Origin of the sequence: Yoonia sp. F2084L (assembly GCF_023015625.1) — a bacterium.
Lineage (GTDB): Bacteria > Pseudomonadota > Alphaproteobacteria > Rhodobacterales > Rhodobacteraceae > Yoonia.
This window is the reverse complement of record NZ_JALKAH010000006.1, coordinates 52,689-79,641: the sequence shown is the minus strand read 5'-3', so window position 1 is coordinate 79,641 and position 26,953 is coordinate 52,689. Positions and strand designations below refer to the sequence as shown.

The following is a 26,953-nucleotide window of genomic DNA, read 5'->3' as shown; positions in this document are numbered from 1 at the left end:
CTTGCTGGTGTGGATTGTGGCATTCTAGCAGGATAATCCCCGTCGACTTTGACATCTATCAACACCCATCCCGCTCAAATCGTAGATTTCAAAGGGTATGACAGATGATCTGACCTCGGGCCTGAGCACCCAGCGTGCGTTGGCCTTGCACGACACGCATGGCTGGAACGAGCTACCCCAGGCTGCCGGGCCGTCGCCGCTGCGCATTCTGCTGCGTCAGTTTACGAACGTGCTGGTGGTGATCCTGATCATCGCTGCCGTCATTGCTTTCTTGGCAGGCGAACGGATTGATACCATCGCGATTGCCATCGTGATTATGCTGAACGGCGCGCTTGGGTTTGTGCAGGAATGGCGGGCCGAAAACGCGCTGCAAGCCCTGCGCAATATGATGTCCCCGCAGGCAACTGTGCTGCGCGATGGCCGCCAGATGATTGTCGCGGCGCGCGATCTGGTGCCCGGTGATCTGATCATCGTGGCCGCTGGCGACAGGGTGCCTGCTGATGCAGAGGTGATCGAACAAACAGCCCTTTTTGTCGATGAAAGCGCGCTGACGGGCGAATCCATGCAGGTGGCCAAGGATGGTGACGCCCCTGCCCTGTTTATGGGCACTAATGTGGTCGAAGGGCGCGGCATGGCGCAGGTCACAGCGATTGGCACGCAGACACGCTTTGGGCAGATTGCGGTGCTGACAGGGTCCGTGGAACAGCGCGAAACCCATCTGCAACGCCAGCTTGGGCAGCTTGCCAAACAATTGGGTATCGTCGCCCTGCTGATCGCCGCCGCTATCATGGGCTTGGGCGTTTGGAACGGCCGCCCGATGGCCGAGATGTTCATGACCGGCATTTCACTGGCCGTGGCGATGGTGCCAGAGGGGCTGCCTGCGGTGGTCACGATCACGATTGCACTCGGTGCTGCCGCATTGGTCCGGCAAAACGCCCTGACACGGCGGCTGCAAGCGGTTGAGACGCTGGGTGCGGCCTCGGTCATTTGCACCGATAAAACCGGCACCTTGACCGAAAACAAGATGACCGCGACCGAAGTCTGGACACCGCAGGGTCAGTATCAGGTGACCGGCACGGGGTACGACCCATCAGGCCATATCGCGATAAAGGGTGAAAAACGCCGCGCCTCAAACGATCCGGTGCTGGCCGCTTTGCTAGAGGTATGCGCAGGCTGCACCCACGCCACCCTGAACCACCAGCCTGACGAATGGACCATGATCGGCAGCCCCACGGAAGGCGCGTTGCTGACCCTTGCCTACAAAGGCTGGGCCGCCCTGCCCGACCCTGCTGATATCGTGGGTGAGTTGCCCTTTAACAGCGACCGCAAGCGGATGAGCATCCTGCGCGAAACGCCGGACGGGCTGAAGGTGTTGACCAAAGGCGCACCAGAGCGGTTGCGCGACCTGTGCACAAGCGTGATGGGGCCGGACGGGCCTGCGCCGCTGACCGATGAAAGCCGCGCACAGATCGAAGCCGCTTACACTGACATGGCCGCGAACGGGCACCGCGTGATCGGCTTGGCCGCAGGTCAAAGCCCTGACGGCACCTTGCGCGAAGACGCACTGACGTTCCTTGGGCTTGTCGGCATCATAGACCCGCCGCGACCCGAAGTGCCCGCCGCAGTGGCCCTTGCCCATGCCGCAGGCACCCGGATTATCATGATCACCGGCGATAGCCCGGTGACGGCCAAAGCGATTGCCAAAAGCATCGGGCTGAACCCGCAAACGGTGATGACCCATGACGAAATCGCCGCCATGTCGGACACGGAACTAACCTATGCGCTTGATCAGGATATGCTGCTCGCGCGGGCGGAACCGGCGGACAAGATGCGGGTGGTTGCCTTGCTGCAAGCCGAAGGGCAGATCGTGGCGATGACGGGTGATGGGGTCAACGATGCCCCTGCGCTGGAGCAGGCCGATATCGGAATCGCGATGGGGATCCGTGGCACAGATGTCGCCAAGGACGCCTCTGATCTGGTGCTGCTAGACGATAACTTTGCCACCATCATCGCCGCCATCCGCGAAGGACGGCGGCAGTTTGATAACCTGCGCAAATTCGTCCGCTATCTGCTGTCTTCAAACGCGGGCGAGGTCATCGCCCTTGTTATCAATATCATCATCGGCGGGCCGTTGATCTTTCTGGCGACGCAAATCTTGTGGATGAACCTGATCACTGACGGGCTGACGGCGGTCGCCCTGGGGCTGGAAAAGCCAGAGAAAGGCCAGATGCAGGAACCACCCCGCCCCATGAACGCGCCCATCCTTGGCTGGTCTGGTGTTGCGCTGATTGCCATCTTTGGGCTTTACACTGGTCTGTCGAGCCTTTGGATCTTCTGGACGCTTCTGCCCACAGACGAAACGCTTGCACGCACGGCGGCCTTCACGGCGATGGTGGTGTTTGAGAAATTCAGCGTCTTCGCGTTTCGGTCCTTGCGGTCGCCATGCAGCCAGATCGGCTGGACCAGCAACCCGTTTTTGCTGGTGGCGCTGGCGGCAACGCTGGGGGCACAGGTTGCGGCAGTCTATTGGGCTCCGCTGCAAACCTTGCTGCACACAACGGGGCTTAGCCTTGCCGAATGGCAGATGATCGGGCTGTTCACCCTGCCGCTGATTATCATCCCCGAACTGACGAAAATGATCGTGAAAGGCAGGCACCCCAATGGCACTTGAACACGGACACAACAAGGAAGAGATCATCGCAAGGCTTGATGCTCATAATAAGACGGGCGAATTGCGTGACGCGATTTTCGGGGGGATCGACGGCACCGTGACGACCTTTGCTATCGTGGCGGGCGTGCAGGGTGCTGGGCTGGCATCTGGTGTCGTCGTCGCCCTTGGGCTGGCCAATGTGCTGGCTGACGGGTTTTCTATGGCGGCGGGCAACTATGCCGGGACCAAGGCCGTGGCAGATGACCGGCGCAGGCTGTGGGAGGTCGAGGAAAAGCACATCCGCGAAAACCCGCAAGGCGAACGGGATGAGTTGAAAGAAATCCTTGGGCGCAAAGGGCTGAGTGGTCAGGTGCTGACTGACGCCACGATGATGATCAGCGGCAACAAAAAACAGTGGATCAACATGATGATGTCCGAAGAATACGGCCTGCCGCCTGTCGATGATCGGCCCATCAGGGCGGCAATGGTCATCTTTGTGGCCTTCGTGCTGGCAGGGATGCTGCCGCTCTTGCCCTATCTGGTTGGCATGTCCGATGCGTTTTCATGGTCCATGGGGATCGCAGGGCTGACCTTTTTTGGGATCGGCACGATCAAAGCACGGTGGTCATTGGCCCCTTGGTGGCGATCAGGACTGGAAACGCTGCTGATTGGCGGCTTAGCGGCTTGGTTGGCCTACATCGTGGGCGGGATGTTCCACGTCTAACATCAGGGTCTGACCAGCCCGGTCATGTCAACGTCAACCTGTTCCGACAGGCTTTCCAAGCTGTCGTAGAGCAGTTGCAGGGCATAGTGCGGGTTGTGGGTGTAAATACCGGTGTCCTTGGCCACGACCTGATAATTATAGGCGGCTTTCAACAGACGCGGGGTCCAGCTTTGATACCGGTTTGGATAGATCGACTCATCATCAGAAGCGATGCCGTCGGCATCACTATCAATGAAGAAATACGGATATGACCCGACGTTATAGACAATGGGGGTTCCGGCGATATCCATGCCATAGCTTTGGATTGCAGTCTCAAGGCGCGCGTGCAGCGCATTGATCGGCACAGAGATCCCGACAGTGGTATCGCCGTCTCCGTCAAAATCCGTGGTTGTGGTGCGGATGTCGGTAAAACTTGTCACGCCTTGGTGGCAGGCCGTGCAGTTATCCAACTGCACCTCAAGCGAATGCGGGCGGTGGCAATCAACACAGCCATTCATGTCAGGGACGTGTGTGAACTGGCCTTTGTAGACCTTGCCGTCGTATTCATAGCCCCCCCTTACAGCGGTCCCCATCAAGGTCGCCGCGGACGGTGCATAGTGAATGTTGATAAAGCTCAGATCGCCCGCGATGACGTCGTCCTCTAACCCGGCCACTGCGCTTTCGACGTCAAAGGTTGATGTGCGGCCCTGATGGCAGACTGTGCAGACGGCGGATTCTTCGAAGGTGTCCACGGTTTCACCAGACGGGAACGGTACAATTGCCAGCGATGATGCAGCCGAGGTGTGACAGACCACACAGTCGACAGATGTCCCCGTCGGCACCGCATGATCAATGACACCCGGTTGGGTCATTTCACCCAGCAGATAATCAACCGCCCCGGTGCTGGAATGACAAACCGCACAGGTGCCGGGGATTTCGCCTTCTTCGTGCCAATGGGTGAAAGCTTCGGACGACCGGCTGGCGTGGGGTGACGCCAGCCAGGCATCGACGATTGCATCAAGAGATGGGCCATCATCCGGGGTGTCCTGGGCCGCAGCCTGCGTGCTGGCCAAAGCAATAAGCAAACTGGCGGTGATCATTTTGGTAAGCGGCATCATCATTGGCATCGGTTTTGGCTCCTCTCGCTAAGGCATCTTCAAGGGATGCCGCGAATTCACACCACCACATTGATAAATATCAATGGGACCGCCGCATGCGCCCATATCCATGGACCTTAAAACGTCGCAAAGGGTTGGCAGACTTGCATGCATTACACGATTAGACAGGGGCATTGGCCATCTGACCTTGTTGCGCCGGTGCAGGCTATTGATGGCGTCAGCTTGCCAGACACGGCAGCCGTGATCGGTGCTGATTTCCCCGGCCTGCGCCCTGTTTTTGCTGTTGAGCAGGGTGACGAGGTTGCCGCAGGTCAGGTCCTTTTTACTGATCGCAAACACAAAGAAATTACCCATGTCGCCCCATGTGCAGGAACCGTGGCGCAAATTGTCTACGGGCCCCGCAGGACGCTATCCGCTTGCGTCATCAAACGGGCGGCGCAGGCCACGCCCCGGCAAAGCATGCCTTTGGACGACAGCACCGATGCTGCCGTGCGTGATGTTCTGCAAAGTCGCGGCATGTGGCCCGCTTTTCGGACCCGCCCGTTTGGGCGCACGCCATCCCCCGATGCCCGCCCTGCTGCGATCTTCGTGAACGCGGTGCGCGGCGCTGCCGCCCCTGACCCGCATGTGGTTTTGCAAGCGCGCACAGAGCTGTTCGCAAAGGGTGCCGCCGTCCTGACCATGCTGACAGATGGATTGGTTTATGTCTGCCAGGCAAAAGGGCACCCGCTTTGCCCGATCACAAACCGTGTGCGTGTGGCGACCTTTGGCGGAACAATGGCGTCGGCGTTGCCGGGCACGCATATCGACCGATTGTACCCGGTGCAGTCCGGGCGGCAGGTTTGGACCATCGGCTATCAAGACGTTGTTGCCATCGGGTATTTGTTTGCGACGGGTCAGTATGCGGCTGATCGGGTGGTTGCGATCAGCGGGCCGCTTTCGGAAAGTCCAAAGCTGGTGCAGACCATTCTTGGCGCGCGCATTGCGGATATTGCAGCGGACAGCATGGCCGAAGGAGCAAACCCCGTTTTCCACTCTGGCACCCCGCTCAGCGGACGCGAGGCGGTGTTTCTAGGGCGCTTTGACGTGCAGATCACGGCGACCGCACGCCCTGCCCCGCCGCGCAAAGCATCGTGGTTATCCGCAACCCAAGGCGCCTTGATCCCGACCGCAGCGCTTGACCGCGCACTTGCGCCGCGCGTCCTGCCTGTGCCGCTGATGCGCGCGCTCAGCGTGGGCGACAGCGAAACCGCGCGGCGCCTTGGGTGTTTGGCGTTGATCGAGGAAGATGTCGCGATCCTGTCGCAGCTTTGCACAAGCGGTGCCGACTATGGCCTATTGCTGCGACAGGTCCTGGATGAACTGATGGAAGACGCGGCATGACCGTAGCGCGGCCCCTTTGGACCAGCGTGGCTGGTGTCACTCTTGCGCAGAGTGCAGCACTTGTTGCGCCGGCTGTTGTGACGGGTCTGGCAAACCCCACAGGCTATGCCGTTGTACTCGCAACTGCCTTGCTGACCGTGTGGTTTTGGGAAGGGTTATTCGCCGCCCTGCGCCGCCACACACCCAGCGGTCACGGGATCACAACCGCGCTGATCATCGTCGTGCTTGTACCAGTCGATACTGCCCTTTGGCAGGTGGCGATTGCCCTGTCGCTTGGGGTGGTTCTGGCAGAGCTGGTATTTGGCGGGCGCGGGTTCGGGTTTTTGAGTCCGGCCGTTGTGGCGGCATCACTGCTGGTATTCTCATTTCCCGAAGTGACCTTGGCACCCGGCACAACAAACGTCGCACTCGCGACCGCTCCGGGGGCGATTTTGCTGCTGTTTCTGGGCCTCATATCGTGGCGCGTCATACTCAGTGCGGTTGTTGGGACGGGCCTTTTACTTATGCTTTCGGTTGATGGCCTGAATGCACCACAAGTCGCTGCGGCAATGACATTCTGCGTCGTCTTTTTGGTTTGCGACCCCACGGCGGCATCGGCCACCAACACCGGACGCTGGATATATGGGCTGCTTGCTGGGGGTCTGATCGTCCTGTTTTCCGGCGGCCCGATCCCCACGACAGAAGGGATCGTTTTTGCAGCACTGCTTGCCAGCATCTTTGCGCCTTTGATTGACCATCTGATCGTGCTGGCCCACGCGAAACGCTGGAAGACTGCCGATGCTTAATCCGCTGAACCTCTGGCGGGGCTTTCTGGCGCGCCCGAACGATGACCACATCAAAGTGTTCGGCGTGGCCCTCCTTGTTGCAATGATCAGTGCGGCTTTCGTGTCCACCGCCGCTGTCGCCCTGAAACCGCTGCAAGACGCCCATCTGGAGGCCGAACGCGCAGCGCGCATGGCGCAAATGCTCGACACTTTGCCGGGCCTGCGCGCGGTGATGGAAGAGGCCGGGGTCGATACGCTTGAAACCCGTGTGGTGGACCTTGCGACAGGTGCTTTCGTCCCCGATATTGACCCTGCCGATTACGACGTGCAGGCGGCAGCAAGTGATCCCGAACAAAGCACGGCCATTCCCCCCGACGTGGATGTGGCCGGTCTGCGCCGGCGTGCCGACTATGCATTGGTCCACCTGCTTGAACGGGATGGCGCGCTGTTGCTGATCGTCCTGCCCGTTGAAGGCACAGGATATCAGTCGACCATCCGGGCGATGCTGGCGTTGGAACCTGATCTGAACACCATTGCCGCCCTGACAATCACCGAACAAGGCGAAACACCCGGCATTGGCGCGCGCGTCGAAGACGCAGCGTGGCTTGCACTTTGGCCCGGCAGGCAGGTCGCTGATGAAGACGGCAACATCGTCATTTCCGTTGTGCGCGGCACCGCGACCGGACCTTATCAGGTTGATGCGATCTCAGGCGCGACCGTGACCAGCAATGGGGTGGCGAATATGCTGCGATATTGGCTGGGCGATCACGGCTATGGCCCGTTTCTTGACCGCCTGACGACAGAGGGGCTTTAGCAAAATGGCATCAAACCTGCGACATGTCACAGCACCGCTGGTCCAGAATAATCCGGTGACGCTGCAAATCCTCGGCATCTGCTCGGCGCTTGCTGTCACGACGTCGCTGTCAACAGCGCTTGTCATGTCGATGGCCCTGACGGTGGTCTTGTGCCTCGCATCCGCGACGATCAGCCTGATCCGCAACCATATTCCAAACGTCATCCGCCTGATCGTGCAGATCATCATCATCGCGTCACTGGTGATCGTGATCGACGAATTGCTTCAGGCCTATGCGTTCGAGATCAGCCGCCAGCTTTCTATCTTTGTCGGACTGATCGTGACCAATTGCCTCGTGATGGGGCGGGCCGAGGCTTTCGCGATGCGCAACCCGGTCTGGCCATCGGTACTGGACGGGTTGGGCAACGGATTGGGCTATAGTCTGGTCCTGATTATCGTGGGGTCCATCCGAGAGCTTCTGGGCGCAGGTACGCTGTTAGGCTACACCATCCTGACACCCGCATCGCAGGGTGGCTGGTTCGTGCCTCTTGGCCTGATGCAGCTGGCCCCCAGCGCGTTCTTTATCATCGGCCTGCTTGTCTGGGCCATTCGGAGCCATTGGGTTGGACAGGTTGAAACCCCAAAATTCAGCCTGAAACTGCAAAGGTCACGCGGATGACGGACCTGCTGATCACTGCGATTTTCCATGAAAATCTGGCGCTGACGTTCTTTTTGGGCGTCTGCACGTTCTTGGCGGTGTCCGAACGTCTGGAAACCGCGTTTGGGCTTGGCCTTGCGATTATCGTGGTGCAGACGATCACCGTGCCGGTCAACAACCTGATCTTTAGTGGGTTCCTTGTCGAGGGCGCATGGGCCTGGCTGGGCCTGCCCGACGTTGATCTGACTTTTCTCAAGCTGATTGCCTTTATCGGCGTCATTGCGGCGATGGTGCAAATCCTTGAAATGACGCTGGACCGGTTCGCGCCGGTTCTATACCGCGCGCTTGGTATTTTCCTGCCATTGATCACGGTCAACTGCGCCGTTCTGGGCGGTAGCCTGTTCATGGCCGAAAGGCAGTATGACTTTGCGCAATCGGTTGTTTTTGGCTTCGGCAGCGGCGCTGGCTGGGCGCTGGCGATTGTCGCCTTCGCGGCCATTCGCGAGCGTCTGAAATACAGCGATATGCCAGCGGGTCTTCAAGGATTGGGAAGCGCATTCTTGGTCACCGGGCTGATGTCACTGGGCTTTTCGGCCTTCGCGGGGGTCGGCTCATGACGGAAATCCTGTTTGGCAGCGCGCTTGTCATCGCCTTGGTCCTTGTTTTGACAACGACGGTCATTCTGGCGCGCGCTGCCTTGATGCCGGAACGGCCTGCGACGCTGACGGTCAACACGCACACGCCGATTGCCACGACAACCGGACAAAAGCTGTTGTCGGCGCTCAACGACCACGGCGTTCTTGTCCCCTCTGCTTGTGCGGGTGCTGGCACCTGTGGGCTGTGCCGCGTGGCGATCACGAATGGTGGCCCGGACAGCCTGCCGATTGAGGCCGCGCGCTTTACCCGCGCCGAATTGCGGCAGGGGCTGCATCTGGCGTGTCAGGTAGTGGTGCGCGGCGATATGGACGTCGAAGTTGCAGAAGACATGCTGGGGGCCGAGGCGTTTACCTGTCATGTCACGTCGTCACGCCAGCTAACGCCATTGATCCGCGAAGTCGTGCTGCAAATGCCCCAAGACATGCGGCCAGACTTTTTCGCGGGGTCCTTTGTACAGGTCACGGCCCCGCCATACACGCTCGATTATGCGAACTTGGCCGTACCTGAGCGCTTTGAGGAGAGCTGGACATCGCTGCGCGGTCTTTCGGTCGAAAGCACGCAGGACGTCACGCGTGCCTACTCTGTCTCGAACCGGCCCCACGACACCGCCGCGGGCCAAATCGTCATGAACATCCGTCTTGCCCTGCCGCCACCATCCGTAGCCGATGCCCCGCCCGGTATCGTGTCATCCTGGTTGTTTTCTCTGCAACAAGACGACCCGGTCCTGGTGTCAGGGCCGTTCGGTTCTTTCCGCATTCAACCGACCGAGCGCGAGATGGTCTTTATCGGTGGCGGCGTGGGCATGGCACCCCTGCGCGCGATGATTTTTGAGCAACTCAGCCACGTCGAAACCACCCGCAAGATGAGCTTTTGGTACGGCGCCCGCAACAAAACCGAACTGCTTTACACGGATGAGCTTGACGGGCTTGCCGCCCAACACAGCAACTTTCACTGGACCATCGCACTGTCCGATCCTGACGCGGCGGACAACTGGGAAGGGGCTGTCGGCTTTGTGCATGATGTGGCGCTGGAAACCTATCTTGGGGATCATCCTGCGCCCGAAAACTGTGAATACTATCTGTGTGGTCCGCCTCTGATGATCCGGGCGGTTTTGGCAATGCTGGATGATCTTGGTGTCGATGCCGACCACATTTTCAACGATGATTTTGGAGTTTAAGCGATGGTCCTGAACAGGCGTGACATGATCCTCGGGCTGACGGCGGCGGGTCTTATTCTGCCAAATGTTGCAAACGCTGCAACGCAGGTGTTGGGCGGGCACGCCTTTGGTTCGACATGGCGGGTGGTCGCGGACAACGGAACCGATCCCGCCTTGATCAGATCGACTGTGCAGGCCGTAATCGACCAGACCGACAGGGAGATGTCGCCTTATCAGGCGGCATCGGCCCTGACGCGGTTCAACACGCGCGATACATTGGCACCGCAAAACATGCCGCAGGCCTTATGCGATGTGACAGCAAAGGCGCTGGCCATCGCCACGCTCACAGGCGGGGCATTCGATCCGACTGTAGGGCCGATGGTGGCGCGTCATGGCTTTGGTCCGATCAAAGGTAGGCTGGGCACATTCGCGGATATCGCCGTGCGGGGCGATCGAATACAGAAGGCATCGCCAAACCTGACGCTTGATCTGTGTGGCATTGCAAAGGGCTATGCGCTTGATCAGATCGTCAGCCAACTGTCCGGCATCGGGTTGACCGCTGCGCTGATTGAGGTTGGCGGAGAGGTCATGACCATAGGTCACCACCCGGACGGTCGGACATGGCAGGTGGTAATCGCAGACCCGGTTGCGCAAGATTTCAGGGCGCTTGATGTGATCGACCCGCAAGGCTACGCACTTGCGACATCCGGGCATGCGGCAAACGGTGTTTCCGGGCCGATTGGGACCAGCCATATTATCAATCCGCGCCACATGCGGCCTGCCACGACGACACTCGCGTCGGTTTCAGTGTTGGCGAATACTGCGCTGGAAGCAGACGCCTTTGCGACCGCATTATGCGCCGCCGGACCCGAAGATGGCGTCGTCTTGGCCCAACAAATTGGGATCGCTGCGTTGTTTGTCACGGACGGCATCAACACGCCTGAACGCGTGATCACCGGCACGTTTGCACAACATTTGCTGAGTTGAGGAAAGCATCATGGCATCCATCATCCTGACGTTCCTCATCCTGCTGATCTCAATGGGTGGCCTTGCTGTGGGCATTCTGCTTGGGCGGGCGCCGATCAAAGGGTCCTGTGGCGGTTTGGCCTGCGCGAACTGCGGCGGCTGCAAGAAAACCGGCCGAGGAGGCAAACAATGACAACCCGACAACGCGTGGCCGATTACATGGTGGTCGATCTGATCACATTGTCCCCCGAGACAGAGATCAACCGCGCCATGAACCTGCTGCTGGACCGCCGCATATCGGGCGCGCCGGTCGTGGACAAAAACGGCGATCTGGTAGGTGTTCTGTCGAAAAAGGACTGTCTGAAGGCCGCACTTGAGGCAAGCTATTACCGCGAGTGGGGCGGAACCGTCGCCCAACACATGACGAAAGATGTCGAAACGCTGGATGCCGGCACAGACATTGTCACAGCAACGAAGGCCTTTCTGAACAGCGTCTACCGACGGTTTCCCGTGATGAAAGAAGGACGGCTTGTCGGGCAAATCAGCCGCGCCGATGTGCTGCGCGCTATGAACGACAACTGGGGTTAGGGTTGCCTAAACCGCCAACACATCGCCCAAATGCCCCGGCAGTTCATCCAGCGGCAGATGCGTCAGGTCCTTTGGAATATCAGCATGCAAAACGGCCTGAACGCGGGGTGTCAGCGCTTGGCGCAGCAATCCCAGCATCGCGGCGGGTGCGATCAGGATCAGGCGTTGATAGTGGCCGTCGTCATGGGCGGCCTCAAGGAAACCGACGATGTCAGCCGCAAAGGCGCGGGCAGCCTGCCCTTTCAGGTCGGGGTCGGAAATACCGCCGCGATTGGGGCCTGCGGCTGCGGCAGTCATGCCGGGGGCATCTGACAACTCTGTCACAGCCGGGGCGGTAAGGCCTTGCGTACTGTGGCCATAAACACCCTTGCCGGGGCCTTCGTTGACGGCAACGCGCACGGTCTGGGTGTCGGCCAGCACAATCCATGTCTTGATCGGTTTCATCATCCTGCTCCTGCGGTTTTCCCGGCGACCCTAGGTCTAGCGCGTGGCGCAGCGGTTGATTTTTCTCAATATTCAACGTCAACTTCGTGGGGCAAGGGACAAGGTGTGATGGCGCAATGACGGATCAAAAACTCGACGGGTTGTTGCTGATGGCCATGCTAGACGCCATGCCAGATGCCGTTTTGATGAGTGACGCGGACGGCATCATCACGCGCGCCAATAAGGCCACAGGCGCACTTTTCGGCTATGCGCAGGATCAGTTGACCGGATCAAGCATCAACACCCTGATGCCGCCTGCCATGGCAGAGCGCCATGACGGTTTTATGCAGGCCTATCTGAAAACCGGCAAATCCCGTGTGATCGGGCGCGGGCGCACCGTGGAAGGGATGCGACAGGACGGCACGTTGTTTCCGCTGCATGTCTCCTTGGGCCATGCCGAACATGCAGACGAGACGCATTTTGTCGCCATCATGCATGATATCAGCAGCCGGGTTGCCGCCGAAGAGGCGCTGGCGCGGTCTGCCCGCATCGACGCTATCGGGCAAATGACGGGTGGGATCAGCCATGATTTCAGCAACATCCTGACCGTCGTGATCGGCAATCTGGAATTGCTGCAAGAGCGGCTGAAAGACAAAGAAAGCCGCGCGATGCTGTCTGATGCGCTGGAAGCGGCAGAACTGGGATCAGAACTGACTTCGGGCCTGAGTGCCTTTGCCCGCAAATCGGCGACCCATTGCGAAACAATCAACGTGAACGCCGCTTGTGAGGCAGCACTTGGCTTGATCCAGCGCACCTTTGATCCGCAGTACGACATCACGGTTGAGCTGGAAAACGACCTGCCCTCCGTATTGGCTGACACCACACAATTGCAGTCGGCATTGATCAATATCGCCCTGAACGCCCGCGACGCGATGCCAGAAGGCGGCAAGCTGATTGTCCGGTCAGAAGCTGTAACCATTGACGACACCTATATGGCGCAAGAACTGGATGTCGCCGAAGGGTCCTATGTCCGGGTGTCGGTCACTGATACGGGGCGCGGCATGGGGCCTGACACGCAACAACGGGTGTTTGAGCCTTTCTTCACGACCAAACCGGTCGGGCGCGGCACTGGTCTGGGGCTGGCGATGGTGTACGGTTTCGTGCGGCAATGCGGTGGGCATGTCGCCGTTTACAGCGAAATTGGCCTTGGCACGACGATTGCGCTGTATTTCCCGGTGCTGGATGCCCCACCGTCCCACGAACCTCAGGTGCGCGATGTAACCGCGCGCAAGGCAGCACGGGGACAGACCGTCTTGGTGGTTGAGGACAATCCGCAGATACGCCAACTGACGACAGCGCGCCTGCGCGATTTGGGGTATAAAGTGCATGAGGCTGTTTCAGGCGATGCCGCCGCTGAAATCTTGCAGCAAGACGCCCATATTGACGCGGTTTTCACCGATCTGATCATGCCGGGCGAACTGGATGGGCTGGCACTGGCGCGGCATATCGTGGCGACCTATCCGCGTATTCGGATTTTGCTGACGTCCGGTTATGCGGCGGATATTCTGGGCCGCCAGACCGATGATATGAAACACCATATCCTGCGCAAACCATACCGTCAGTCTGATTTGGCCAAAGCCTTGTCAGCACTTTTTGACGGTGACTGACCATCACAAGACTGCACCTCGCAGGTAAACGAATAGCCGATCCCGCGGATCGTTGAAATCAGTCTGGGAGAAGCGGGGTTGCGTTCGATCTTTTTGCGCAAGCGGGCGACCTGATTGTCGATTGTCCGGTCCAAGGGTGCGTAGCAATGCCCGCCTGTCAAATCCATCAGCTGTTCGCGTGATAAGACCCGTTTGGGCCTTTTGAGGAAAACCTCTAACAGTTTGAATTCGCCACTGGTCAGATCAAGCAAGACACCGTCGCGATCACGCAAAGCCATTTCGGCGGGCACAGCCGTCATATTGTCGAACTGCCAACACTGGCTTTGTGGTGAGGGTTGGGACAGCGGGGCCATATCGCCGGTTCTGCGCAGCACCGATTTGATGCGCGCCAGCACCTCGCGCAGATGAAAGGGCTTGGTGATGTAATCATCCGCGCCGATCTCCAACCCGACGACGCGGTCAATCACATCGTCTTTGGCAGTCACCATGATAATGGGCACTTTGGATGTTTTGCGCATCGCGCGGGCGACATCCAGACCATCATCATGGCCCAGATCAAGATCAAGGGTGACCAGATCAACCGGATCTGCGGCCAAGATGGCAAGAGCGGTTCTTTTGTCTCCAGCCTCGCGTACGGTGCTGCCCGCGCCCTCAAAGCAACGTCGCAGCAGCGTTCTGATTTTAGGGTCGTCATCAACGACCAGAATGACAGCGTTCTTCATCAAGCAGCCCCGCCCGGTGTCCAGTAACAACTATCTAGTAAATGCCCCGCCTAATAGTAGCTGACATCTGCCATTGATACAAATTGATACAATCCGATACCGTGGGGCCATTACAGCAGCTACATTCAGACCACAGTTATCTTTCACACGGATGAAAGGACGCTGGAATGTATGTGACTGCCGCATCGACTGCCGAAGACGTTGTTGAAACCGGTCCCTCCAAACGCAGCATCGTCCGGCAACGCACCGTGACGATCAAGCCTGGCAAACACCTGTTCCTGGAAGGTGACCCTGCCGATTACATCTACCAAGTCGCCAGCGGCGTCTTGCGCCTGACCCGGATTATGGAAGACGGGCGGCGGCAGGTCATCGCCTTTGGCTATCCCGGTGACACGGTGGGGTTTCCCAGCGATGGGCTGTATCACACCGACTGCGATGCACTGGTGCCAAGTACATTGGTTGTGCATCGCCGCGCCCATCTTGAATCGGCCAAAGGTGATCCGGTGCTGCATCAGCGGCTGTTGCTGGCGGCATTGCGGGAAATCAGCGGGATGCAAGACCACTTTATGATGTTGGGGCGTAAGTCCTCGATTGAAAAGCTGGCGTCGTTCCTGATGGTTCTGACCGCCCGCGTGGGCGAACCGCTTGGTGAATTCGAACAGGTGACACTGCCGATGACACGCGCTGATATCGCTGATTTTCTGGGGCTGACGACCGAAACCGTCAGCCGCACGTTCACCCAATTACGCAAATCGCAGATCATCGCGATTGATCATGTGAATACCGTCATTATCCTCAAACCCATTGCGCTGCGGTGCATCGCCGAGGGTGACGACAACTAGACCCCCCCCAGACCTCCAAGGCGGCTGCGCAAGCGCTGCCTTGGTTTTTTTTGGGGGTATGAACCTGATCGACTGAATGTCACAAGGTCTCTGTCTCAGGATGTCCCCGGCTATGAAAACGATAGAAATCACAACTCATTTGGACGCTACGCCGGATGAGATTTGGGAAGAAGTGAACAAACCACGCCTTTTGTTTTTTGTGGCGCGCCCGCTTATCCGTTTCAAACCCGTCAAACCCCGAAACCTTCCGAATTCATGGCATGAAGAGGACTATCTTTTTGCCATGTTTTGGTACGGATTCTTACCCTTGGGTCGTCAGACAATCAGCATTTCCCGATCAACAAAAGGACAAGATGCCAGAGTATTACGAGACAATGGGCATAGCGCACTGATCAAGCGGTGGGATCACCTGATTTTGGTGCAGGCAGATGGCAACGGGACCCGCTATACCGACCGGGTTGAGGTGGAGGCAGGCATTTTGACACCGTTGGTCGCCGCCTTTGCACGCGGGTTCTATGCGCACCGCCAAAGACGGCTGCGCATCCTTGTCGACTCATGTTTCGACTATGCTCAGAATTGAACGCTTGAACCTGTTCGGTCCACGACCAAGGACCGCGCATGACGGTCATTGGCGCATGTGCTGACCCTAGTCGTCAATCGGGGTCTGCATATCAAGTTCAACCGCCGGATCAGGGTCTGGGATCCAGATCGACAACAACCCTGCCGTCATCGCACCCACACCCAGCAAAACCAGCGTATAGTTCACAACCCAACCCACAAACGGAATGAAGTTAAGGATAGCGACAACACAAATCGCTAGCGCAACCGTGACCAGTTTCATCAACAGCGACGGGTCCTCGGACCCATTAAACGCCACCAACACCCGCCGTGCCACACCGTAGGCGGCCAGCAGATACCCCAAAGTCCATGCCACGATGATCGCCAGCAGGGCAAAAGGCACAAACGGCAGGCCGACGATTGTCAGCGCTGTAATCGGCACCATGCCAAAAAGCGCCGACAGCCCGATCACCCCCAACAGGAATGTCTGCAACGGCTGACGGGTCACACGTCTGCGCATCTTTTCAACGCGGGTTTCGGCGAAGGTCAGGAAAATCGCAGCCAGCACCAACAGGAAAATCGCCGAGATCAGGAAAGCCGAAAACATCGACAGCCAGATCGGCAGCATTGGCATGTCAACCGCGTCCCAACTGCGATCAAACTCGCGATACATCTTGCGGCTGTCCCACTCTTCAAGGGTGATGCGTGCCGCCGGTATCACACGGTCAGGGATAGATGTGTTCTCATCTGACGACAGGATCAGCGTGCCATCAATCCGGGCCTCTGGTCCGTAAGTGACGGTTTCGGCCACGATCCACGCATCCCCAGATACGGCTGCGTTCAAATGCACTGTGCCGCCAAACGCGGTCAGCGCCCCCGCAATCGGCCCTTCGATGGTCAGGCTGCGGCCAAAGAAGCGCAGATTGCCCTCAACCGGGGCCGTTGCGGTGCTGCGCACGCTGAAACCAGCGGCGGTGATGTCTTCGCCCACAGGGGCGCTAATGGTCACCGAACTGCCTGCCGCATAAAGATCACCGCCGGTGTTTGAACTGATGTTCACGTCATAGCCTGCGGCGTGAATGTCACCGCTGGCGCTGCCAGAGGTGGTAATGACGCTGCCGGCGGCAAAAACATCGCCGGTGGCGGTCAGGGTTTCGGTTACGGCTTCTCCGGCGGTGTAGGTATCCCCGCCGTGCACGCGGCTGACGTCTTCGGTGAATCCGGGTCCGGCAACGGCCAGACTGGCAATGATGGCTATCAAAACATGTCGCATATCAAGGTCCTTTGCTCGGTTCTTTTTCGCGTCCCTTGGTAAGGCGTCCGGCGGCATCGCGATTGAGCAATGTCAAAACCCGGGTCGGCTTTGCGCGCTAAACGAAAGGCAGGCGCACCGATGCGCCCCTTTAGAAAAACGGAGACTTGATATGCAAACAAACCTCCCCCCTGCCCCGTCAAAGAACCCCGCGCCACAGCCCTTCTTTGAACAGCTTCAACAAGAGATGGAGCAGCTCTTCGATCGGTTCCGTGGCTATCCGCCCGTCGCAGGCGCACTGCCGCGTCTTGGGCTGGCAAGTGGTCTGCACCCCGCAATCGACCTGGCTGAAACTGACGACGCGGTTGAAGTGACCGCCGATATTCCCGGTGTTGCCGCCGATGATCTGGATGTGACGCTGAACGGTGATGTGCTTGTGATCAAAGGCGAAAAGTCGGACGAACGGACCCAGGACGACAAGAACTATCACATGCATGAGCGCAGCTACGGCAGCTTTCACCGTCAGATCCCGCTTGGGTTTACGCCTGCGGATGACGCCATCGACGGGCATTTTGCTGATGGGGTGCTGAAGGTCACGATCCCCAAACCTGACGATGCCAAAACACCCAATCGCAAGATCGCGATCAAGGCAAAGTAACACGATCGGCGTCCGGCACCGCCCGGGCGCCGCACCCAAATTGGAGGACTGAACATGACCCTGCGCACCATCCTTGTTTGCCTGACCAGCACCAAATCGGCAGCCCATCTTCTGCAGGCTGCGGCCATCTTGGCCCGGCGCGACAATGCGCATGTGATCGGGTTTTATGTCACGGAATCGCTCGTGGTGTATCCCAGCATCGCGATGCACATCCCCGAAGTAAGCTTTGAAAGCTTCGTCGCAAGCCAGCGGGCCCATGCCAAAGAGGCCAAGGAAATCTTTGATGCGCATGCCAAGGCCGAAGATTTCCCGAGCGAATGGCGCCAAGTCAGCAGCGAAAGCGGCTTTCTGGCTGATAGCATCGTGGCTTCTGCGCGCAGCGTTGATCTGATTGTGATGGCCCAAGAGGATGATGGCGAAGACCGCCCGCTTATCAACAACCTGCAAGAGCGGGTCATCAAAGAAAGCGGCCGACCGGTTCTGGTGATCCCGCGTGACTATACCGCCGACACGCTGGGCGAAAACATCGTCTTGGGCTGGAGCGAAACACGCGAAGCCACCCGCGCTGTCCATGACCTTGTCGATGTCGCAAGCCCAGATGCCAAGATTCGCGTGCTACGGATCGGCAAGCCACCCAGCGACACGCTGGCCGATCATGCAGCCAATGATCTGGCTGTTGCGCTGGCCCGTCATGGCCCACAGGTAGAGGTCGTGCACCGCGACAAGGATGGCGAGAAAATCGCCGATATTCTAAGCCACGAAGCCTTTGAGGTGGGCGCAGATATGCTGGCCGCCGGGGCCTTTGGCCACTCGCGGGCCTATGATTTCGTGATCGGGGCCGCAACACGCGCACTGCTGAGTGATGCGAAATTGCCGGTGCTGTTTTCCAAGTAGGGGTCAGCCAACAACGGACTTAATGGCATCCCGTAGCGCCACATCGCGCGGATCAGGATCGACACCGGTGCCTATCCGGTTGGTCACATACCCGTATCCAAGGCCGATTGCCGGGTCAGCATACCCCAGCGAGCCACCCGCGCCTGGTGTCCCGAATGCGCTGGGGTGGCCAAAGGGAAACCCTTCAAATGGTTTCATAAAGCCAAGCGAATACTGGGCATCGCCGCGCAACACTTCGTCGAAATGCCCTTTTGTGGGTGGCGTTGCGGGTGCGCTAAGTGCTGCCAGTGTTGCGGATGACAATCCAAGTGCGGCACCTTTGGTCGCGAACACGCCATAGGCTTTCGCGATGGCCCGCGCGGTCCCAACGCCGCCGCCGGATGGCACCTCAAGGTCGCGGGCATAAATACGATCCTTGTCCATCACGACACCTGCGCCCGGATTGACAATGCACGCCCGAAACCCAGCCGACCAAGGGTTCAGCATCGTCAGGATCATTGCCGGTGGATAGGCGAGGATTGATTTGACAAAGCCCGCCATTGTCAGCGGCGCAAGCCGCGCATTCGGGATATCGGCAGGCAGGCCGATATGGAATTCCAGATCGAGCGGATCCGCAATTTCATCGCGGAAAAACTGCCCCAAACTGCGATGCGCCGGATCAACGCGGCGCAGCAGCTCGCTTTCGTAAAACCCCAGTGACAAGAAATGATAGGCGTTCCGGGTGCCCGGCGGCCATGCTGGCGTTTCGCGGGCCATGATGATGGCAAGGCGGTGCTGGTCTGCAATCGTGGCACGATCAATCTTTGCGTGAAACGCGTGCAAACCGGCCTGATGCGACAACAACTGCCGGACGGTGATCGCTTGCTTGCCGCTCTGGGCAAACTCTGGCCAGTAATGCGCGACCCGTTCATCATAATCCAGCAATCCACGCGAATGGGCCAAGGCCAGGGTCATCGCCGACATGCCCTTGGTCAGTGAAAAGACGATCACCATTGTGTCGCGATCCCAGGCCGCACCGTTCTGGGGGTCACGAACGCCGCCCCAAAGATCAACGACCTTTTCGCCATTCAAATACACACAGCACGCGCCGCCCAATTCGTTGCGTTTGGCAAAGTTTTCCGCGAATGCCTGTCTGACAACGTCGAATTCCGGCGTGGTGACGCCGTGAACGACCGTCTGTGTCGTCTGTGTCATCTCAAAACCCCTCAGTGGACTGGCGGTTTTGTTCTATGGGCGTCTGACAGTTCCAGATTGACTTTGCGCAATCAGGCGACGTTGTTGGCGAAAAAAACGCTGAGGTGTGGCCCTACCCCACATCCGCCCAAATCGGTAGGTGATCCGATGCACGTTTGGCCAGCGGCCCCTGATCAACGCCCGCATCAACCAGCGTCAGATCATGGGTCAGTGCCACCCGATCAAGTGCGGCAATCGGGCGGGCGGCGTGAAAGCTGTGGCCGGGGCTGTGCAGGGCAAAGGCGCCATTCAGCGCCTCAAACCCGCGGGTGCGCGCCCATTCGTTCATGTCACCGATCACCACTGTATTTTGGGGCTGTGGGGTATGCTCTGCAATGGCCTGCAACTGTTTGCGCCGCGAATTGCGCAGCAGACCCAGGTGCACGCCAACCACCGTCAGCCCATCATCAAGCGTGACCGCCACCGCGCCGCGCGGCTCTGCCCCGGGCAAGGTGATTTGGGTGTGATGGGCCACCCCTACCCCGCGCCGCATCAGCACCGCGTTACCATGCCAGCCAAGGCTGACAGTGTTGCCCGCCAAAGGCACAAGATCGAAATCAGTCGCCCGTGCAATCATATCCTTGGGTACTGCCGCAGGGCGGTCCCCCATCCGGCGGTCGGCCTCTTGCAGCACAATCACATCCGCGTCCAACCCGTTGAGCACATCAATGATGCGTCCGGGATCACGCCGCCCATCAAGGCCGCGCGCCTTGCGGATGTTATAACTGGCGATCCGGCGCGGCCGGTCCTTGAAGGCATCATACATGATGGACATATAGGTATCGAAGCCTTGAAAAACAGGGCCAGGAGGGGGTGCCTTTGCAGATCCGTCAGCAAGCATATTTTGTCTACCTGATCTGGGCGCTGCTGGTGCTGTCAGCCATTGCCTCTGCGTTCGAGGGGCGCTGGCCCATGACCTTCGTGGCCCTTGCGACACTGGGGCTGTCGCTGGCCCCGCTGTTTCTTGCCGACCGGTTCGGGATCACCTTGCCGGTGCCATTTGTGGCGGCGGTCACCCTGTTTGTCGTCGCCTCGATCTTCATGGGCGAGGCCTTTGATTTTTATGAAAGGGTGTGGTGGTGGGACATCGCCTTGCACGCATCCTCGGCCATCGGGTTCGGGCTGGTCGGGTTTGTCTTTGTGCTGATGATGTTTGAGGGCGACAGGTTCGCCGCCCCGCCGTGGGCGATGTGTGTTATGGCCTTTGGGTTGGCTGTCACAGTCGGGGCCTGCTGGGAGATTTTTGAGTTCACGATGGACCAGTGGTTCGGACTGAACATGCAAAAGTCAGGCCTGCAAGACACGATGGAAGACCTGATCGTCGACGTGATCGGTGCCGGGTTCGCCAGCTGGTTGGGTTATGTCTATCTGCGGGCCAAAGACCGGTCATTCTGGACATGGCCGATTGACCGGTTCGTAACCCTGAACAAGCGGCTGTTTCGCAAGTCGCGGTGAATGAACGGTGCCCGATTTGCTGCCCAAAGCGGCGTTCCATGCGTCGGTCAGGACTGGCCGCTTTCGGGACAGGTTGCACGGTGATCGGTTAACCAGTCGCTGGGACTCTTGCCTGAGATACGCAGGAATTCACGATTGAAATTTGATTTCGTATTGAAGCCTGACGATAACATCGCGTTGGTAATGCTGTTTTCGGCGTTGAAGCCCCACATCATAATCGCGGTATGATTGGTGCGATTTGGTATCCCTCTACCGGCGGTGGCCGCGCATTCGAGTTTGCCGACAGTGCGGTTTTTCACGGAGTGATCGTTGTTGAAGAAGCCACCATTCTCAGTTCAAACCTGACCCTAGTCTGTTAGGCGCACAGCCGTCCCAATACCACTGATCAGGGTCATGTTGGATGACCCGTACCCTATAGGTGTGTACTGGATCGCAACGCCAACCACCGCGTCGGCGTGCAGTGCGATGGCTTGCTCTTTCAACGCCTGCATCACCACTGCGACGCCGTCTTGCATTGTCTGCTCAACCACTTTTGCGCGGCCTTCCACATCTTCGTGGACGGATGCGAAAACATCGTTGAAGATGCGGGCGCCAAAGGCACATTGCGCTGACACAACCGATATACGCTCGGCGACCAGCAGACCGTCTTGCGCTTCGGTTGTCATCACAATCGGCGATGCGGTGATCTTTTTGTCCATCTGATTGTCCTGCATGTCCCAAAACCGGCGGCCAGTGGCCGTGCTATTTCACGGTTAAAAACGCGCAAGGCGCATCATGTGCGATCTTTTGCGAGGTGCTGCCCATCAAAAGGCTTTGTATGCCACCGACCCCGCGCCTGCCCGTCACGATAAGATCAGAACCGGTCTCTTCGGCGGTGCGCACGGCCTCTGCTGAAGGGGTGCCGTTGCGAACGAATTGGCTGGTCGGTTCCACCCCCGCGTCGCGCGCAATGGTTGCCGCTTCTGCCATGACAACCTCACCCGCTTTGGCGATTTCGGCATCTGTTGGTGGGATTTCAACGGCACCTGACCCAACAGCAAGGCCGGTTGATCGAAGCTCGGGGGTGTGTATCAGATGGATTTTGCCGTCATAGTGCTTGGCCAGATCGCAGGCGATGCCCAGTGCTTTCCAAGCATGGTCTGATCCATCAATGGCAACGGTGATGTTCTTAAACATAACAAAGGTCCTCCTGTGTTCCTATGTTTATAGGTCCCCAGACAGGGTCGGACTTGACCAATATCAATTGCAACTATGGTCAATCCTTCAAACCGCCATCCCCAAGGTCGCCAGTTTGCGCGCCAGCGCGTCGCGTTCCTCAATCAGGTCCAGCACAAGGGCCACCCCCGCCACGTTCAACCCCAGATCGCGCATCAGGCGCGCGGCTTTGCGGGCGCGGGCGATATGGGTGGGGGTAAATTCCCATTCGGCGGTGTGGCGGGCAACCGGGGTGACGACGCCGTGGTCCACAAGGGTCACGACCCAATCCGCATTCGCGTCACAAAACACCATGAGTTCAGTCAGCGACAGCGTCTCGACGATATCAATGCGGGGGTTGCGGGGTTTTGCTTTTTTCATGGCGTTATACTCCTAGTTTCATACGGGGATTGAAGCTGTGTTCTTTGGCAAGCTGCTGATACAGATCGCGGGCTTTGGGTGACAGTTTTGGCGGGTTCACGATGTGCAGTTCGGCATAAAGATCGCCCTTTTGCGCGCCGGGCAGCCCCCTGCCCCGCAATCGCAACTTCTGACCTTGTTTGGCATCTGCCGGGATCGTCAGATCAACGGCCCCTGATGGCGTCGGCATCTTGACCTTGCCACCCAAGGCCGCCTCCCACGGGGTGACGGGCAGGTTCACATAAAGGTCACGCCCTTCGATGCGGTAGACGGGGTGCGGCTTGAATGCGATTTCCACGAACAGATCACCACCATCGCTGCCCTGCCCCCGCAAGCGCAACTGCTGGCCGGGCAAAATACCCTTGGGCACGCGCAGATCGACATTTCGGGTTTCAAGCGTCATCCGCCCTGCGTTATCAATCTGCGGCACCTGTAGCGTCAGGGTATGGCGTGCCCCGGCGATCGCGTCCTCAAGCGGGATTTCCAGCCGGGCATGTTGATCCTGGCGCATGCCCCCTGCCCCGAACCGCTGGCCAAAGAAGTCGCGGAACATGTCGGGGTTGATGTCGCGTTCGTCAAAGGCAAATCCACCCGGCCTGCGGGCCTCTTGCGCAGCGTCCGGGCGAGGTTGGTCCCAATTGGCACCATAGCGGTCATAGGCCGCCCGTTTTTCAGGGTCGCTCAGCACCTCATAGGCGGCACCTGCTGCCTTGAACTTCGCGTCGGCCTCCGGGCCGGGGTTCACGTCGGGATGATACTTGCGGGCCATCTTGCGATAGGCGCGTTTGATGTCATCCGCAGAGGCATCGGGTGGCACGCCAAGGGCCTGATAATGGGCTGTGTCGGTCACGGTGTTGTCTCGCTTTATTCTGCCGCGACACTGTCACGGGGCCGGGTGCGTGCAATTGACTAATCTCAATCAAGCATCTGGCCGCTGACCTAGACTGGGGGCCGCATAACCAAGAGGCACATCATGAAAAATTTCACATTCCTCGCGCTGCAAGGCCCCAATGGAAAACCTGACGATCTGGCCCGTATCGCAGAAAAGGCTGTCGCTGTGGGTGGGCGGCTGAATGTGCTGCACCTTGGGCCAGTGCCCCTTTTGCCCTACGCGCTGACGCCGCACCCTTACGGGATGCCGACGATCCCCGACAGTTGGGTTGAAAAGCGCAACACCATGGCCCGCAATCTGGCGGAGCATCAAAAAGAGACCCGAGAGTACCTTTTGAAACAAGGGCTTTCTGGTGAGGTAAGTACATTCTGCGTCGAACCCAGCGCCTTTCATGACATTGTCGGCCTGCGATCTATCTTTTGTGATGTGGGCATCGTGCTGGACAGTTTGCGCAGCAGCAAGGTGACGTTTGACAACATCGTCTATGGTCTGCTTTTTGATGGACCGGGTCCGGCGATCCTGAACACCGAAAAAAATCCCAAAGCGCTGTCGCCCGACAATGTGTTCATCGCGTGGGACAGCAGTGTGCCTGCGATCCGGGCTGTGCGCGCGGCCCTTCCATTGCTCAAAGAGGCCAAAGAGGTGACGATCGCTTGCCTTGACGCCGATCCGTCACGCTATGCGGACGGCCAAAGCCCGGGCTCTGATCTGGCCACATGGCTTAGCCATCACGGCGTGAACGTCACCGTGCAGGAATACGCCACCGGCCATGATAACGTCGGCGGCGCATTGCAAATGCGCGCCAAGGAAACAACCGCTGATTTGGTGGTCATGGGCGCCTATGGGCGCAGCCGCTGGAACGAGCGATTCTTTGGCGGCACCACCGAAACCATGATCGCGCAGCGTGACTTACCGGTATTGCTGGCGCATTAACCATCGCATTCTAACGATTTCTAGGGATTTGCGCCCCCTGCCCTACTATATCTAGACAAAACGCTTGCTCGAATCTCTCACCTGCGCCATTCATATACGCTAAGAGGCATATATAACGACAAAAACCGTAACAAGCGGATGTCGAATGAGGGTGAGCGATGACCGTTGAGCGGGACCGCATTGATTTTCTTGTGGGCGACCATGCCCAAAAGCTGTCCGAGCGTCTACAGGCGCATCGCGCACAGCTGTTTCCGCCTGACGCCAAGCGTGAGCTGCGCAAGTTCACCAGTGGCGAGGCGGCAGACCTGCTTGGCGTGAAAGACGCTTATCTGCGCAAGCTGCATCTTGATGGCCGCGGCCCCTCGCCCGAAGTACGCACAGGTGGGCGGCGCTATTATTCGCCCCATGATCTGCAAGCGCTGCGCGATATGCTGGAAGTCGGGGCCAAAGCACCCGGCACCTATCTGCCCGGACGGCGCGGGGATGATCATTTGCAGGTCATCACCGTCATCAACTTCAAAGGTGGCTCGGGCAAGACAACCACGGCGGCCCATCTGGCGCAGAAAATGGCGCTGGATGGCTACAAGGTGCTGGCGATCGACCTTGATCCGCAGGCCAGCCTGTCAGCCCTGCACGGGTTTCAGCCTGAATTTGATCTGCTGGACGGCGGCACGCTTTATGACGCGATCCGCTATGATGACCCTCTGCCTTTGCGCGATGTGATCCAGAAAACTTATTTTACCAATCTCGATATTGTGCCGGGAAATCTGGACCTTATGGAGTTTGAACACGATACACCTCGCGCGCTGTTGCAGCGCGACGGCAACCTGTTCTTTACCCGCGTCGGCGATGCGCTGTCCGAGGTTGAGCAGGATTACGACGTGGTGGTCATAGATTGCCCGCCGCAGCTTGGCTACCTGACGATGTCTGCACTGTCGGCGGCAACGGCGGTGCTGGTCACGGTGCATCCGCAAATGCTGGACGTGATGTCGATGTGTCAGTTCCTGCTGATGGTATCGAACCTGCTGGGCGTCGTGTCTGACGCGGGCGGTGACATGTCCTATGATTGGCTGCGCTACGTCGTGACCCGCTATGAACCCGGCGACGGGCCGCAGAATCAAATGGTTGGCTTTATGCGCAACATTTTTGGTGAACACGTCCTCAATCACACGGTTCTCAAATCAACCGCCATTTCAGACGCCGGGATCACAAAGCAGACGCTCTACGAGGTCGAAAAAGGCCAATTCACGCGGGCGACTTATGAACGGGCCCTGGAAAGCCTGAACGCGGTCAATGGCGAGATCGAAGGGCTTATCCAAGCAGCATGGGGGCGCACAGATGGCGCGTAAGGATGTGATGAAAGGCCTGATGGGTGATGCGGACGGCGGCGAAAACCCCCCTGCCCGCGTGGATGCGGCGAAACCGCGTTACACCAAGGGGGCCATCGGCGCGGTCAGCCGGTCGATTGAAGATCTCAAGCGGCGCTCAGTGATCGACGTTGACGCCAAGATGATTGATCCGGCGGGCCTGAAAGACCGGCTGGACGACACTGATCCTGATCTGGCCGCACTGATGGACTCCATCCGCAGCTATGGCCAGCAAGTGCCGGTGCTGTTGCGCCCCAATCCCAATGATCCCGAACGCTATCAGATTGTTTATGGCCGCCGCCGTGTGGCAGCACTTCAAAAGCTGGGACAGCCGATCAAGGCGCTGATCCGCGATCTGGACGATCAGGCGCTTGTGCTGGCCCAAGGGCAGGAAAACAGCGCGCGCAAGGATCTGACCTTCATTGAAAAGGCCAACTTTGCCCGGCAGATGCGCGACGCGGGGTATGACCGCAAGATCATGTGCGATGCGCTGGCGATGGATAAAACCTTGATCTCGCGGCTGTTGTCTGTGGCTGACCGGGTCCCTGTGCGCCTGATCGAGGCGATTGGATCAGCCCCCAACATCGGGCGCGATCGCTGGCTGGCGCTGGCTGACAAGGTCAAGGACCGCGACCTGGTGGAACAGGCACAGGGCGATAGCTCTGACGCGCGGTTTGAGGCGGTGATGGCAGCGTTGCGCCCACCCAAGGCGCGGGTCAAATCGCCCAGGCAGGTCAAAGCATCCGACGGTCACGTGGTCGCCGAAGTGATGCGCAAGGTCGGTAAGACGACCCTGACACTGTCGGCGAAAACCTCAGACGGTTTTGACGACTGGCTGGTGGATAACCTTTCCGAAATTCACCGCGACTGGGCCAAGACCCGCGGCGAATAACCCGAGCAAAAAAGAACAAACAAGGAGGCACGACTAAGACGAAGAAATAAGAAAGCCCCCCGGAATACAGTCCCGAGAGGCCTTTGGTTCGTGTTTTGCACCTCTGAATCTAAGG

Annotated in this window: 31 protein-coding genes; 20 read left to right on the top strand and 11 right to left on the bottom strand. The window is 58.7% G+C overall.

Going from position 1 to position 26,953, the window contains the following annotated elements; genetic code table 11:
* The first annotated feature begins 97 nt into the window (after window positions 1-97).
* Together MWU60_RS17460 and MWU60_RS17455 are read left to right on the top strand one after the other, a co-directional pair.
* Window positions 98-2,671, top strand: a complete 2,574-nt coding sequence (locus MWU60_RS17460; protein ID WP_247228681.1) for a cation-transporting P-type ATPase — start codon at window positions 98-100, stop codon at window positions 2,669-2,671.
* Complete coding sequence (locus tag MWU60_RS17455; protein ID WP_247228680.1) at window positions 2,661-3,374, top strand: VIT1/CCC1 transporter family protein; 714 nt, start codon at window positions 2,661-2,663, stop codon at window positions 3,372-3,374. Before MWU60_RS17460 ends, MWU60_RS17455 begins: the two co-directional genes overlap by 11 nt.
* Window positions 3,375-3,376: 2 nt before the next feature.
* Here the strand turns inward: MWU60_RS17455 and MWU60_RS17450 are convergent, their stop codons facing one another.
* Window positions 3,377-4,480: a polyheme membrane-associated cytochrome C gene (locus MWU60_RS17450; RefSeq protein WP_247228679.1), complete on the bottom strand. Its 1,104-nt coding sequence runs from the start codon at window positions 4,478-4,480 to the stop codon at window positions 3,377-3,379.
* Window positions 4,481-4,618: 138 nt separating this feature from the next.
* Between MWU60_RS17450 and MWU60_RS17445 the strand changes: the two genes are divergently transcribed.
* The 9 genes from MWU60_RS17445 to MWU60_RS17405 are packed head-to-tail and all read left to right on the top strand — an operon-like array spanning window position 4,619 to window position 11,436.
* Window positions 4,619-5,854, top strand: a complete 1,236-nt coding sequence (locus MWU60_RS17445; protein ID WP_247228678.1) for a hypothetical protein — start codon at window positions 4,619-4,621, stop codon at window positions 5,852-5,854.
* Window positions 5,851-6,639 (top strand): RnfABCDGE type electron transport complex subunit D, encoded by a 789-nt coding sequence (locus MWU60_RS17440; RefSeq protein WP_247228677.1) that lies wholly within the window; start codon window positions 5,851-5,853, stop codon window positions 6,637-6,639. Before MWU60_RS17445 ends, MWU60_RS17440 begins: the two co-directional genes overlap by 4 nt.
* Entirely contained in the window at window positions 6,632-7,432 is an 801-nt protein-coding gene (nqrC, locus tag MWU60_RS17435; RefSeq protein WP_247228676.1) for an NADH:ubiquinone reductase (Na(+)-transporting) subunit C, read from the top strand. Before MWU60_RS17440 ends, nqrC begins: the two co-directional genes overlap by 8 nt.
* Window positions 7,433-7,436: 4 nt before the next feature.
* Complete coding sequence (locus MWU60_RS17430; RefSeq protein ID WP_247228675.1) at window positions 7,437-8,090, top strand: NADH:ubiquinone reductase (Na(+)-transporting) subunit D; 654 nt, start codon at window positions 7,437-7,439, stop codon at window positions 8,088-8,090.
* Window positions 8,087-8,686: an NADH:ubiquinone reductase (Na(+)-transporting) subunit E gene (nqrE, locus tag MWU60_RS17425; protein ID WP_247228674.1), complete on the top strand. Its 600-nt coding sequence runs from the start codon at window positions 8,087-8,089 to the stop codon at window positions 8,684-8,686. Before MWU60_RS17430 ends, nqrE begins: the two co-directional genes overlap by 4 nt.
* Window positions 8,683-9,903, top strand: coding sequence for an NADH:ubiquinone reductase (Na(+)-transporting) subunit F (nqrF, locus tag MWU60_RS17420; RefSeq protein ID WP_247228673.1), 1,221 nt, complete (start codon window positions 8,683-8,685; stop codon window positions 9,901-9,903). The genes nqrE and nqrF overlap by 4 nt, the downstream gene beginning before the upstream one ends.
* Before the next feature lie 3 nt (window positions 9,904-9,906).
* A complete protein-coding gene (locus MWU60_RS17415) occupies window positions 9,907-10,869 on the top strand; it encodes an FAD:protein FMN transferase (protein ID WP_247228672.1) in 963 nt (320 codons plus the stop codon).
* 10 nt (window positions 10,870-10,879) lie between these two features.
* Window positions 10,880-11,041 (top strand): hypothetical protein, encoded by a 162-nt coding sequence (locus MWU60_RS17410; protein ID WP_247228671.1) that lies wholly within the window; start codon window positions 10,880-10,882, stop codon window positions 11,039-11,041.
* Window positions 11,038-11,436 (top strand): CBS domain-containing protein, encoded by a 399-nt coding sequence (locus tag MWU60_RS17405; RefSeq protein WP_247228670.1) that lies wholly within the window; start codon window positions 11,038-11,040, stop codon window positions 11,434-11,436. Before MWU60_RS17410 ends, MWU60_RS17405 begins: the two co-directional genes overlap by 4 nt.
* 6 nt (window positions 11,437-11,442) lie before the next feature.
* Here the strand turns inward: MWU60_RS17405 and MWU60_RS17400 are convergent, their stop codons facing one another.
* Window positions 11,443-11,880 carry a host attachment protein gene (locus MWU60_RS17400; RefSeq protein WP_247228669.1) on the bottom strand — a complete coding sequence of 146 codons (438 nt, stop codon included), beginning with the start codon at window positions 11,878-11,880 and terminating at the stop codon, window positions 11,443-11,445.
* 116 nt (window positions 11,881-11,996) lie between these two features.
* Here MWU60_RS17400 and MWU60_RS17395 point away from each other — a divergent pair, with 116 nt between their 5' ends.
* The gene (locus tag MWU60_RS17395) at window positions 11,997-13,526 is read left to right on the top strand and encodes a PAS domain S-box protein (protein ID WP_247228668.1); all 1,530 of its coding nucleotides are present in this window, start codon (window positions 11,997-11,999) and stop codon (window positions 13,524-13,526) included.
* Here the strand turns inward: MWU60_RS17395 and MWU60_RS17390 are convergent.
* Entirely contained in the window at window positions 13,478-14,248 is a 771-nt protein-coding gene (locus MWU60_RS17390; protein WP_247228667.1) for a response regulator transcription factor, read from the bottom strand. The two genes, MWU60_RS17395 and MWU60_RS17390, sit on opposite strands and share 49 nt — an antisense overlap.
* Before the next feature lie 167 nt (window positions 14,249-14,415).
* On the opposite strand from MWU60_RS17390, the gene MWU60_RS17385 reads away from it, so the two are divergent.
* Together MWU60_RS17385 and MWU60_RS17380 are read left to right on the top strand one after the other, a co-directional pair.
* Window positions 14,416-15,090, top strand: coding sequence for a helix-turn-helix domain-containing protein (locus MWU60_RS17385; RefSeq protein ID WP_247228666.1), 675 nt, complete (start codon window positions 14,416-14,418; stop codon window positions 15,088-15,090).
* 112 nt (window positions 15,091-15,202) lie between these two features.
* Window positions 15,203-15,670, top strand: a complete 468-nt coding sequence (locus MWU60_RS17380; protein WP_247228665.1) for a hypothetical protein — start codon at window positions 15,203-15,205, stop codon at window positions 15,668-15,670.
* A 66-nt stretch (window positions 15,671-15,736) separates the two neighbouring features.
* Here MWU60_RS17380 and MWU60_RS17375 read toward each other — a convergent pair whose 3' ends face one another.
* Complete coding sequence (locus tag MWU60_RS17375; protein ID WP_247228664.1) at window positions 15,737-16,921, bottom strand: hypothetical protein; 1,185 nt, start codon at window positions 16,919-16,921, stop codon at window positions 15,737-15,739.
* A gap of 151 nt (window positions 16,922-17,072) precedes the next feature.
* Between MWU60_RS17375 and MWU60_RS17370 the strand changes: the two genes are divergently transcribed.
* Window positions 17,073-17,558: an Hsp20/alpha crystallin family protein gene (locus tag MWU60_RS17370; RefSeq protein WP_247228663.1), complete on the top strand. Its 486-nt coding sequence runs from the start codon at window positions 17,073-17,075 to the stop codon at window positions 17,556-17,558.
* 54 nt (window positions 17,559-17,612) lie between these two features.
* On the top strand, window positions 17,613-18,452 hold the full coding sequence (locus tag MWU60_RS17365; protein ID WP_247228662.1) for a universal stress protein: 840 nt from the start codon (window positions 17,613-17,615) through the stop codon (window positions 18,450-18,452).
* 3 nt (window positions 18,453-18,455) lie between these two features.
* On the opposite strand, the gene MWU60_RS17360 is transcribed toward MWU60_RS17365, so the two are convergent.
* Together MWU60_RS17360 and MWU60_RS17355 are read right to left on the bottom strand one after the other, a co-directional pair.
* A complete protein-coding gene (locus MWU60_RS17360; RefSeq protein ID WP_247228661.1) occupies window positions 18,456-19,646 on the bottom strand; it encodes a serine hydrolase domain-containing protein in 1,191 nt (396 codons plus the stop codon).
* 112 nt (window positions 19,647-19,758) lie between these two features.
* Entirely contained in the window at window positions 19,759-20,460 is a 702-nt protein-coding gene (locus MWU60_RS17355) for an endonuclease/exonuclease/phosphatase family protein (protein ID WP_247228660.1), read from the bottom strand.
* Between the two features lie 44 nt (window positions 20,461-20,504).
* On the opposite strand from MWU60_RS17355, the gene MWU60_RS17350 reads away from it, so the two are divergent.
* Window positions 20,505-21,140, top strand: coding sequence for a hypothetical protein (locus tag MWU60_RS17350; protein ID WP_247228659.1), 636 nt, complete (start codon window positions 20,505-20,507; stop codon window positions 21,138-21,140).
* A 47-nt stretch (window positions 21,141-21,187) separates the two neighbouring features.
* Here MWU60_RS17350 and MWU60_RS17345 read toward each other — a convergent pair whose 3' ends face one another.
* The 5 genes from MWU60_RS17345 to MWU60_RS19605 form a co-directional block, all read right to left on the bottom strand.
* Window positions 21,188-21,439, bottom strand: coding sequence for a helix-turn-helix domain-containing protein (locus MWU60_RS17345; RefSeq protein ID WP_247228658.1), 252 nt, complete (start codon window positions 21,437-21,439; stop codon window positions 21,188-21,190).
* Window positions 21,440-21,487: 48 nt separating this feature from the next.
* Window positions 21,488-21,838: a heavy metal-binding domain-containing protein gene (locus MWU60_RS17340; RefSeq protein WP_247228657.1), complete on the bottom strand. Its 351-nt coding sequence runs from the start codon at window positions 21,836-21,838 to the stop codon at window positions 21,488-21,490.
* 43 nt (window positions 21,839-21,881) lie between these two features.
* Window positions 21,882-22,316: a universal stress protein gene (locus MWU60_RS17335; RefSeq protein WP_247228656.1), complete on the bottom strand. Its 435-nt coding sequence runs from the start codon at window positions 22,314-22,316 to the stop codon at window positions 21,882-21,884.
* 87 nt (window positions 22,317-22,403) lie between these two features.
* Window positions 22,404-22,715, bottom strand: a complete 312-nt coding sequence (locus MWU60_RS17330) for a chaperone modulator CbpM (RefSeq protein ID WP_247228655.1) — start codon at window positions 22,713-22,715, stop codon at window positions 22,404-22,406.
* A 4-nt stretch (window positions 22,716-22,719) separates the two neighbouring features.
* Window positions 22,720-23,604, bottom strand: coding sequence for a DnaJ C-terminal domain-containing protein (locus tag MWU60_RS19605; RefSeq protein WP_247228654.1), 885 nt, complete (start codon window positions 23,602-23,604; stop codon window positions 22,720-22,722).
* A 123-nt stretch (window positions 23,605-23,727) separates the two neighbouring features.
* On the opposite strand from MWU60_RS19605, the gene MWU60_RS17320 reads away from it, so the two are divergent.
* The 3 genes from MWU60_RS17320 to repB all read left to right on the top strand — a co-directional run bounded on the left by MWU60_RS17320 (window position 23,728) and on the right by repB (window position 26,838).
* A complete protein-coding gene (locus MWU60_RS17320) occupies window positions 23,728-24,579 on the top strand; it encodes a universal stress protein (protein WP_247228653.1) in 852 nt (283 codons plus the stop codon).
* 158 nt (window positions 24,580-24,737) lie between these two features.
* Window positions 24,738-25,928 (top strand): plasmid partitioning protein RepA, encoded by a 1,191-nt coding sequence (gene repA / locus MWU60_RS17315; RefSeq protein ID WP_247228652.1) that lies wholly within the window; start codon window positions 24,738-24,740, stop codon window positions 25,926-25,928.
* On the top strand, window positions 25,918-26,838 hold the full coding sequence (repB, locus tag MWU60_RS17310; RefSeq protein ID WP_247228651.1) for a plasmid partitioning protein RepB: 921 nt from the start codon (window positions 25,918-25,920) through the stop codon (window positions 26,836-26,838). The genes repA and repB overlap by 11 nt, the downstream gene beginning before the upstream one ends.
* Window positions 26,839-26,953: the final 115 nt, after the last annotated feature.

Coding starts and splice junctions, on each gene's coding strand:
- MWU60_RS17460 (WP_247228681.1), top strand. CDS start 98: ATGACAGATGATCTGACCTCGGGCCTGAGCACCCAGCGTGCGTTGGCC.
- MWU60_RS17455 (WP_247228680.1), top strand. CDS start 2,661: ATGGCACTTGAACACGGACACAACAAGGAAGAGATCATCGCAAGGCTT.
- MWU60_RS17450 (WP_247228679.1), bottom strand. CDS start 4,480: ATGCCAATGATGATGCCGCTTACCAAAATGATCACCGCCAGTTTGCTT.
- MWU60_RS17445 (WP_247228678.1), top strand. CDS start 4,619: ATGCATTACACGATTAGACAGGGGCATTGGCCATCTGACCTTGTTGCG.
- MWU60_RS17440 (WP_247228677.1), top strand. CDS start 5,851: ATGACCGTAGCGCGGCCCCTTTGGACCAGCGTGGCTGGTGTCACTCTT.
- nqrC (WP_247228676.1), top strand. CDS start 6,632: ATGCTTAATCCGCTGAACCTCTGGCGGGGCTTTCTGGCGCGCCCGAAC.
- MWU60_RS17430 (WP_247228675.1), top strand. CDS start 7,437: ATGGCATCAAACCTGCGACATGTCACAGCACCGCTGGTCCAGAATAAT.
- nqrE (WP_247228674.1), top strand. CDS start 8,087: ATGACGGACCTGCTGATCACTGCGATTTTCCATGAAAATCTGGCGCTG.
- nqrF (WP_247228673.1), top strand. CDS start 8,683: ATGACGGAAATCCTGTTTGGCAGCGCGCTTGTCATCGCCTTGGTCCTT.
- MWU60_RS17415 (WP_247228672.1), top strand. CDS start 9,907: ATGGTCCTGAACAGGCGTGACATGATCCTCGGGCTGACGGCGGCGGGT.
- MWU60_RS17410 (WP_247228671.1), top strand. CDS start 10,880: ATGGCATCCATCATCCTGACGTTCCTCATCCTGCTGATCTCAATGGGT.
- MWU60_RS17405 (WP_247228670.1), top strand. CDS start 11,038: ATGACAACCCGACAACGCGTGGCCGATTACATGGTGGTCGATCTGATC.
- MWU60_RS17400 (WP_247228669.1), bottom strand. CDS start 11,880: ATGAAACCGATCAAGACATGGATTGTGCTGGCCGACACCCAGACCGTG.
- MWU60_RS17395 (WP_247228668.1), top strand. CDS start 11,997: ATGACGGATCAAAAACTCGACGGGTTGTTGCTGATGGCCATGCTAGAC.
- MWU60_RS17390 (WP_247228667.1), bottom strand. CDS start 14,248: ATGAAGAACGCTGTCATTCTGGTCGTTGATGACGACCCTAAAATCAGA.
- MWU60_RS17385 (WP_247228666.1), top strand. CDS start 14,416: ATGTATGTGACTGCCGCATCGACTGCCGAAGACGTTGTTGAAACCGGT.
- MWU60_RS17380 (WP_247228665.1), top strand. CDS start 15,203: ATGAAAACGATAGAAATCACAACTCATTTGGACGCTACGCCGGATGAG.
- MWU60_RS17375 (WP_247228664.1), bottom strand. CDS start 16,921: ATGCGACATGTTTTGATAGCCATCATTGCCAGTCTGGCCGTTGCCGGA.
- MWU60_RS17370 (WP_247228663.1), top strand. CDS start 17,073: ATGCAAACAAACCTCCCCCCTGCCCCGTCAAAGAACCCCGCGCCACAG.
- MWU60_RS17365 (WP_247228662.1), top strand. CDS start 17,613: ATGACCCTGCGCACCATCCTTGTTTGCCTGACCAGCACCAAATCGGCA.
- MWU60_RS17360 (WP_247228661.1), bottom strand. CDS start 19,646: ATGACACAGACGACACAGACGGTCGTTCACGGCGTCACCACGCCGGAA.
- MWU60_RS17355 (WP_247228660.1), bottom strand. CDS start 20,460: ATGTCCATCATGTATGATGCCTTCAAGGACCGGCCGCGCCGGATCGCC.
- MWU60_RS17340 (WP_247228657.1), bottom strand. CDS start 21,838: ATGGACAAAAAGATCACCGCATCGCCGATTGTGATGACAACCGAAGCG.
- MWU60_RS17335 (WP_247228656.1), bottom strand. CDS start 22,316: ATGTTTAAGAACATCACCGTTGCCATTGATGGATCAGACCATGCTTGG.
- MWU60_RS17330 (WP_247228655.1), bottom strand. CDS start 22,715: ATGAAAAAAGCAAAACCCCGCAACCCCCGCATTGATATCGTCGAGACG.
- MWU60_RS17320 (WP_247228653.1), top strand. CDS start 23,728: ATGAAAAATTTCACATTCCTCGCGCTGCAAGGCCCCAATGGAAAACCT.
- repA (WP_247228652.1), top strand. CDS start 24,738: ATGACCGTTGAGCGGGACCGCATTGATTTTCTTGTGGGCGACCATGCC.
- repB (WP_247228651.1), top strand. CDS start 25,918: ATGGCGCGTAAGGATGTGATGAAAGGCCTGATGGGTGATGCGGACGGC.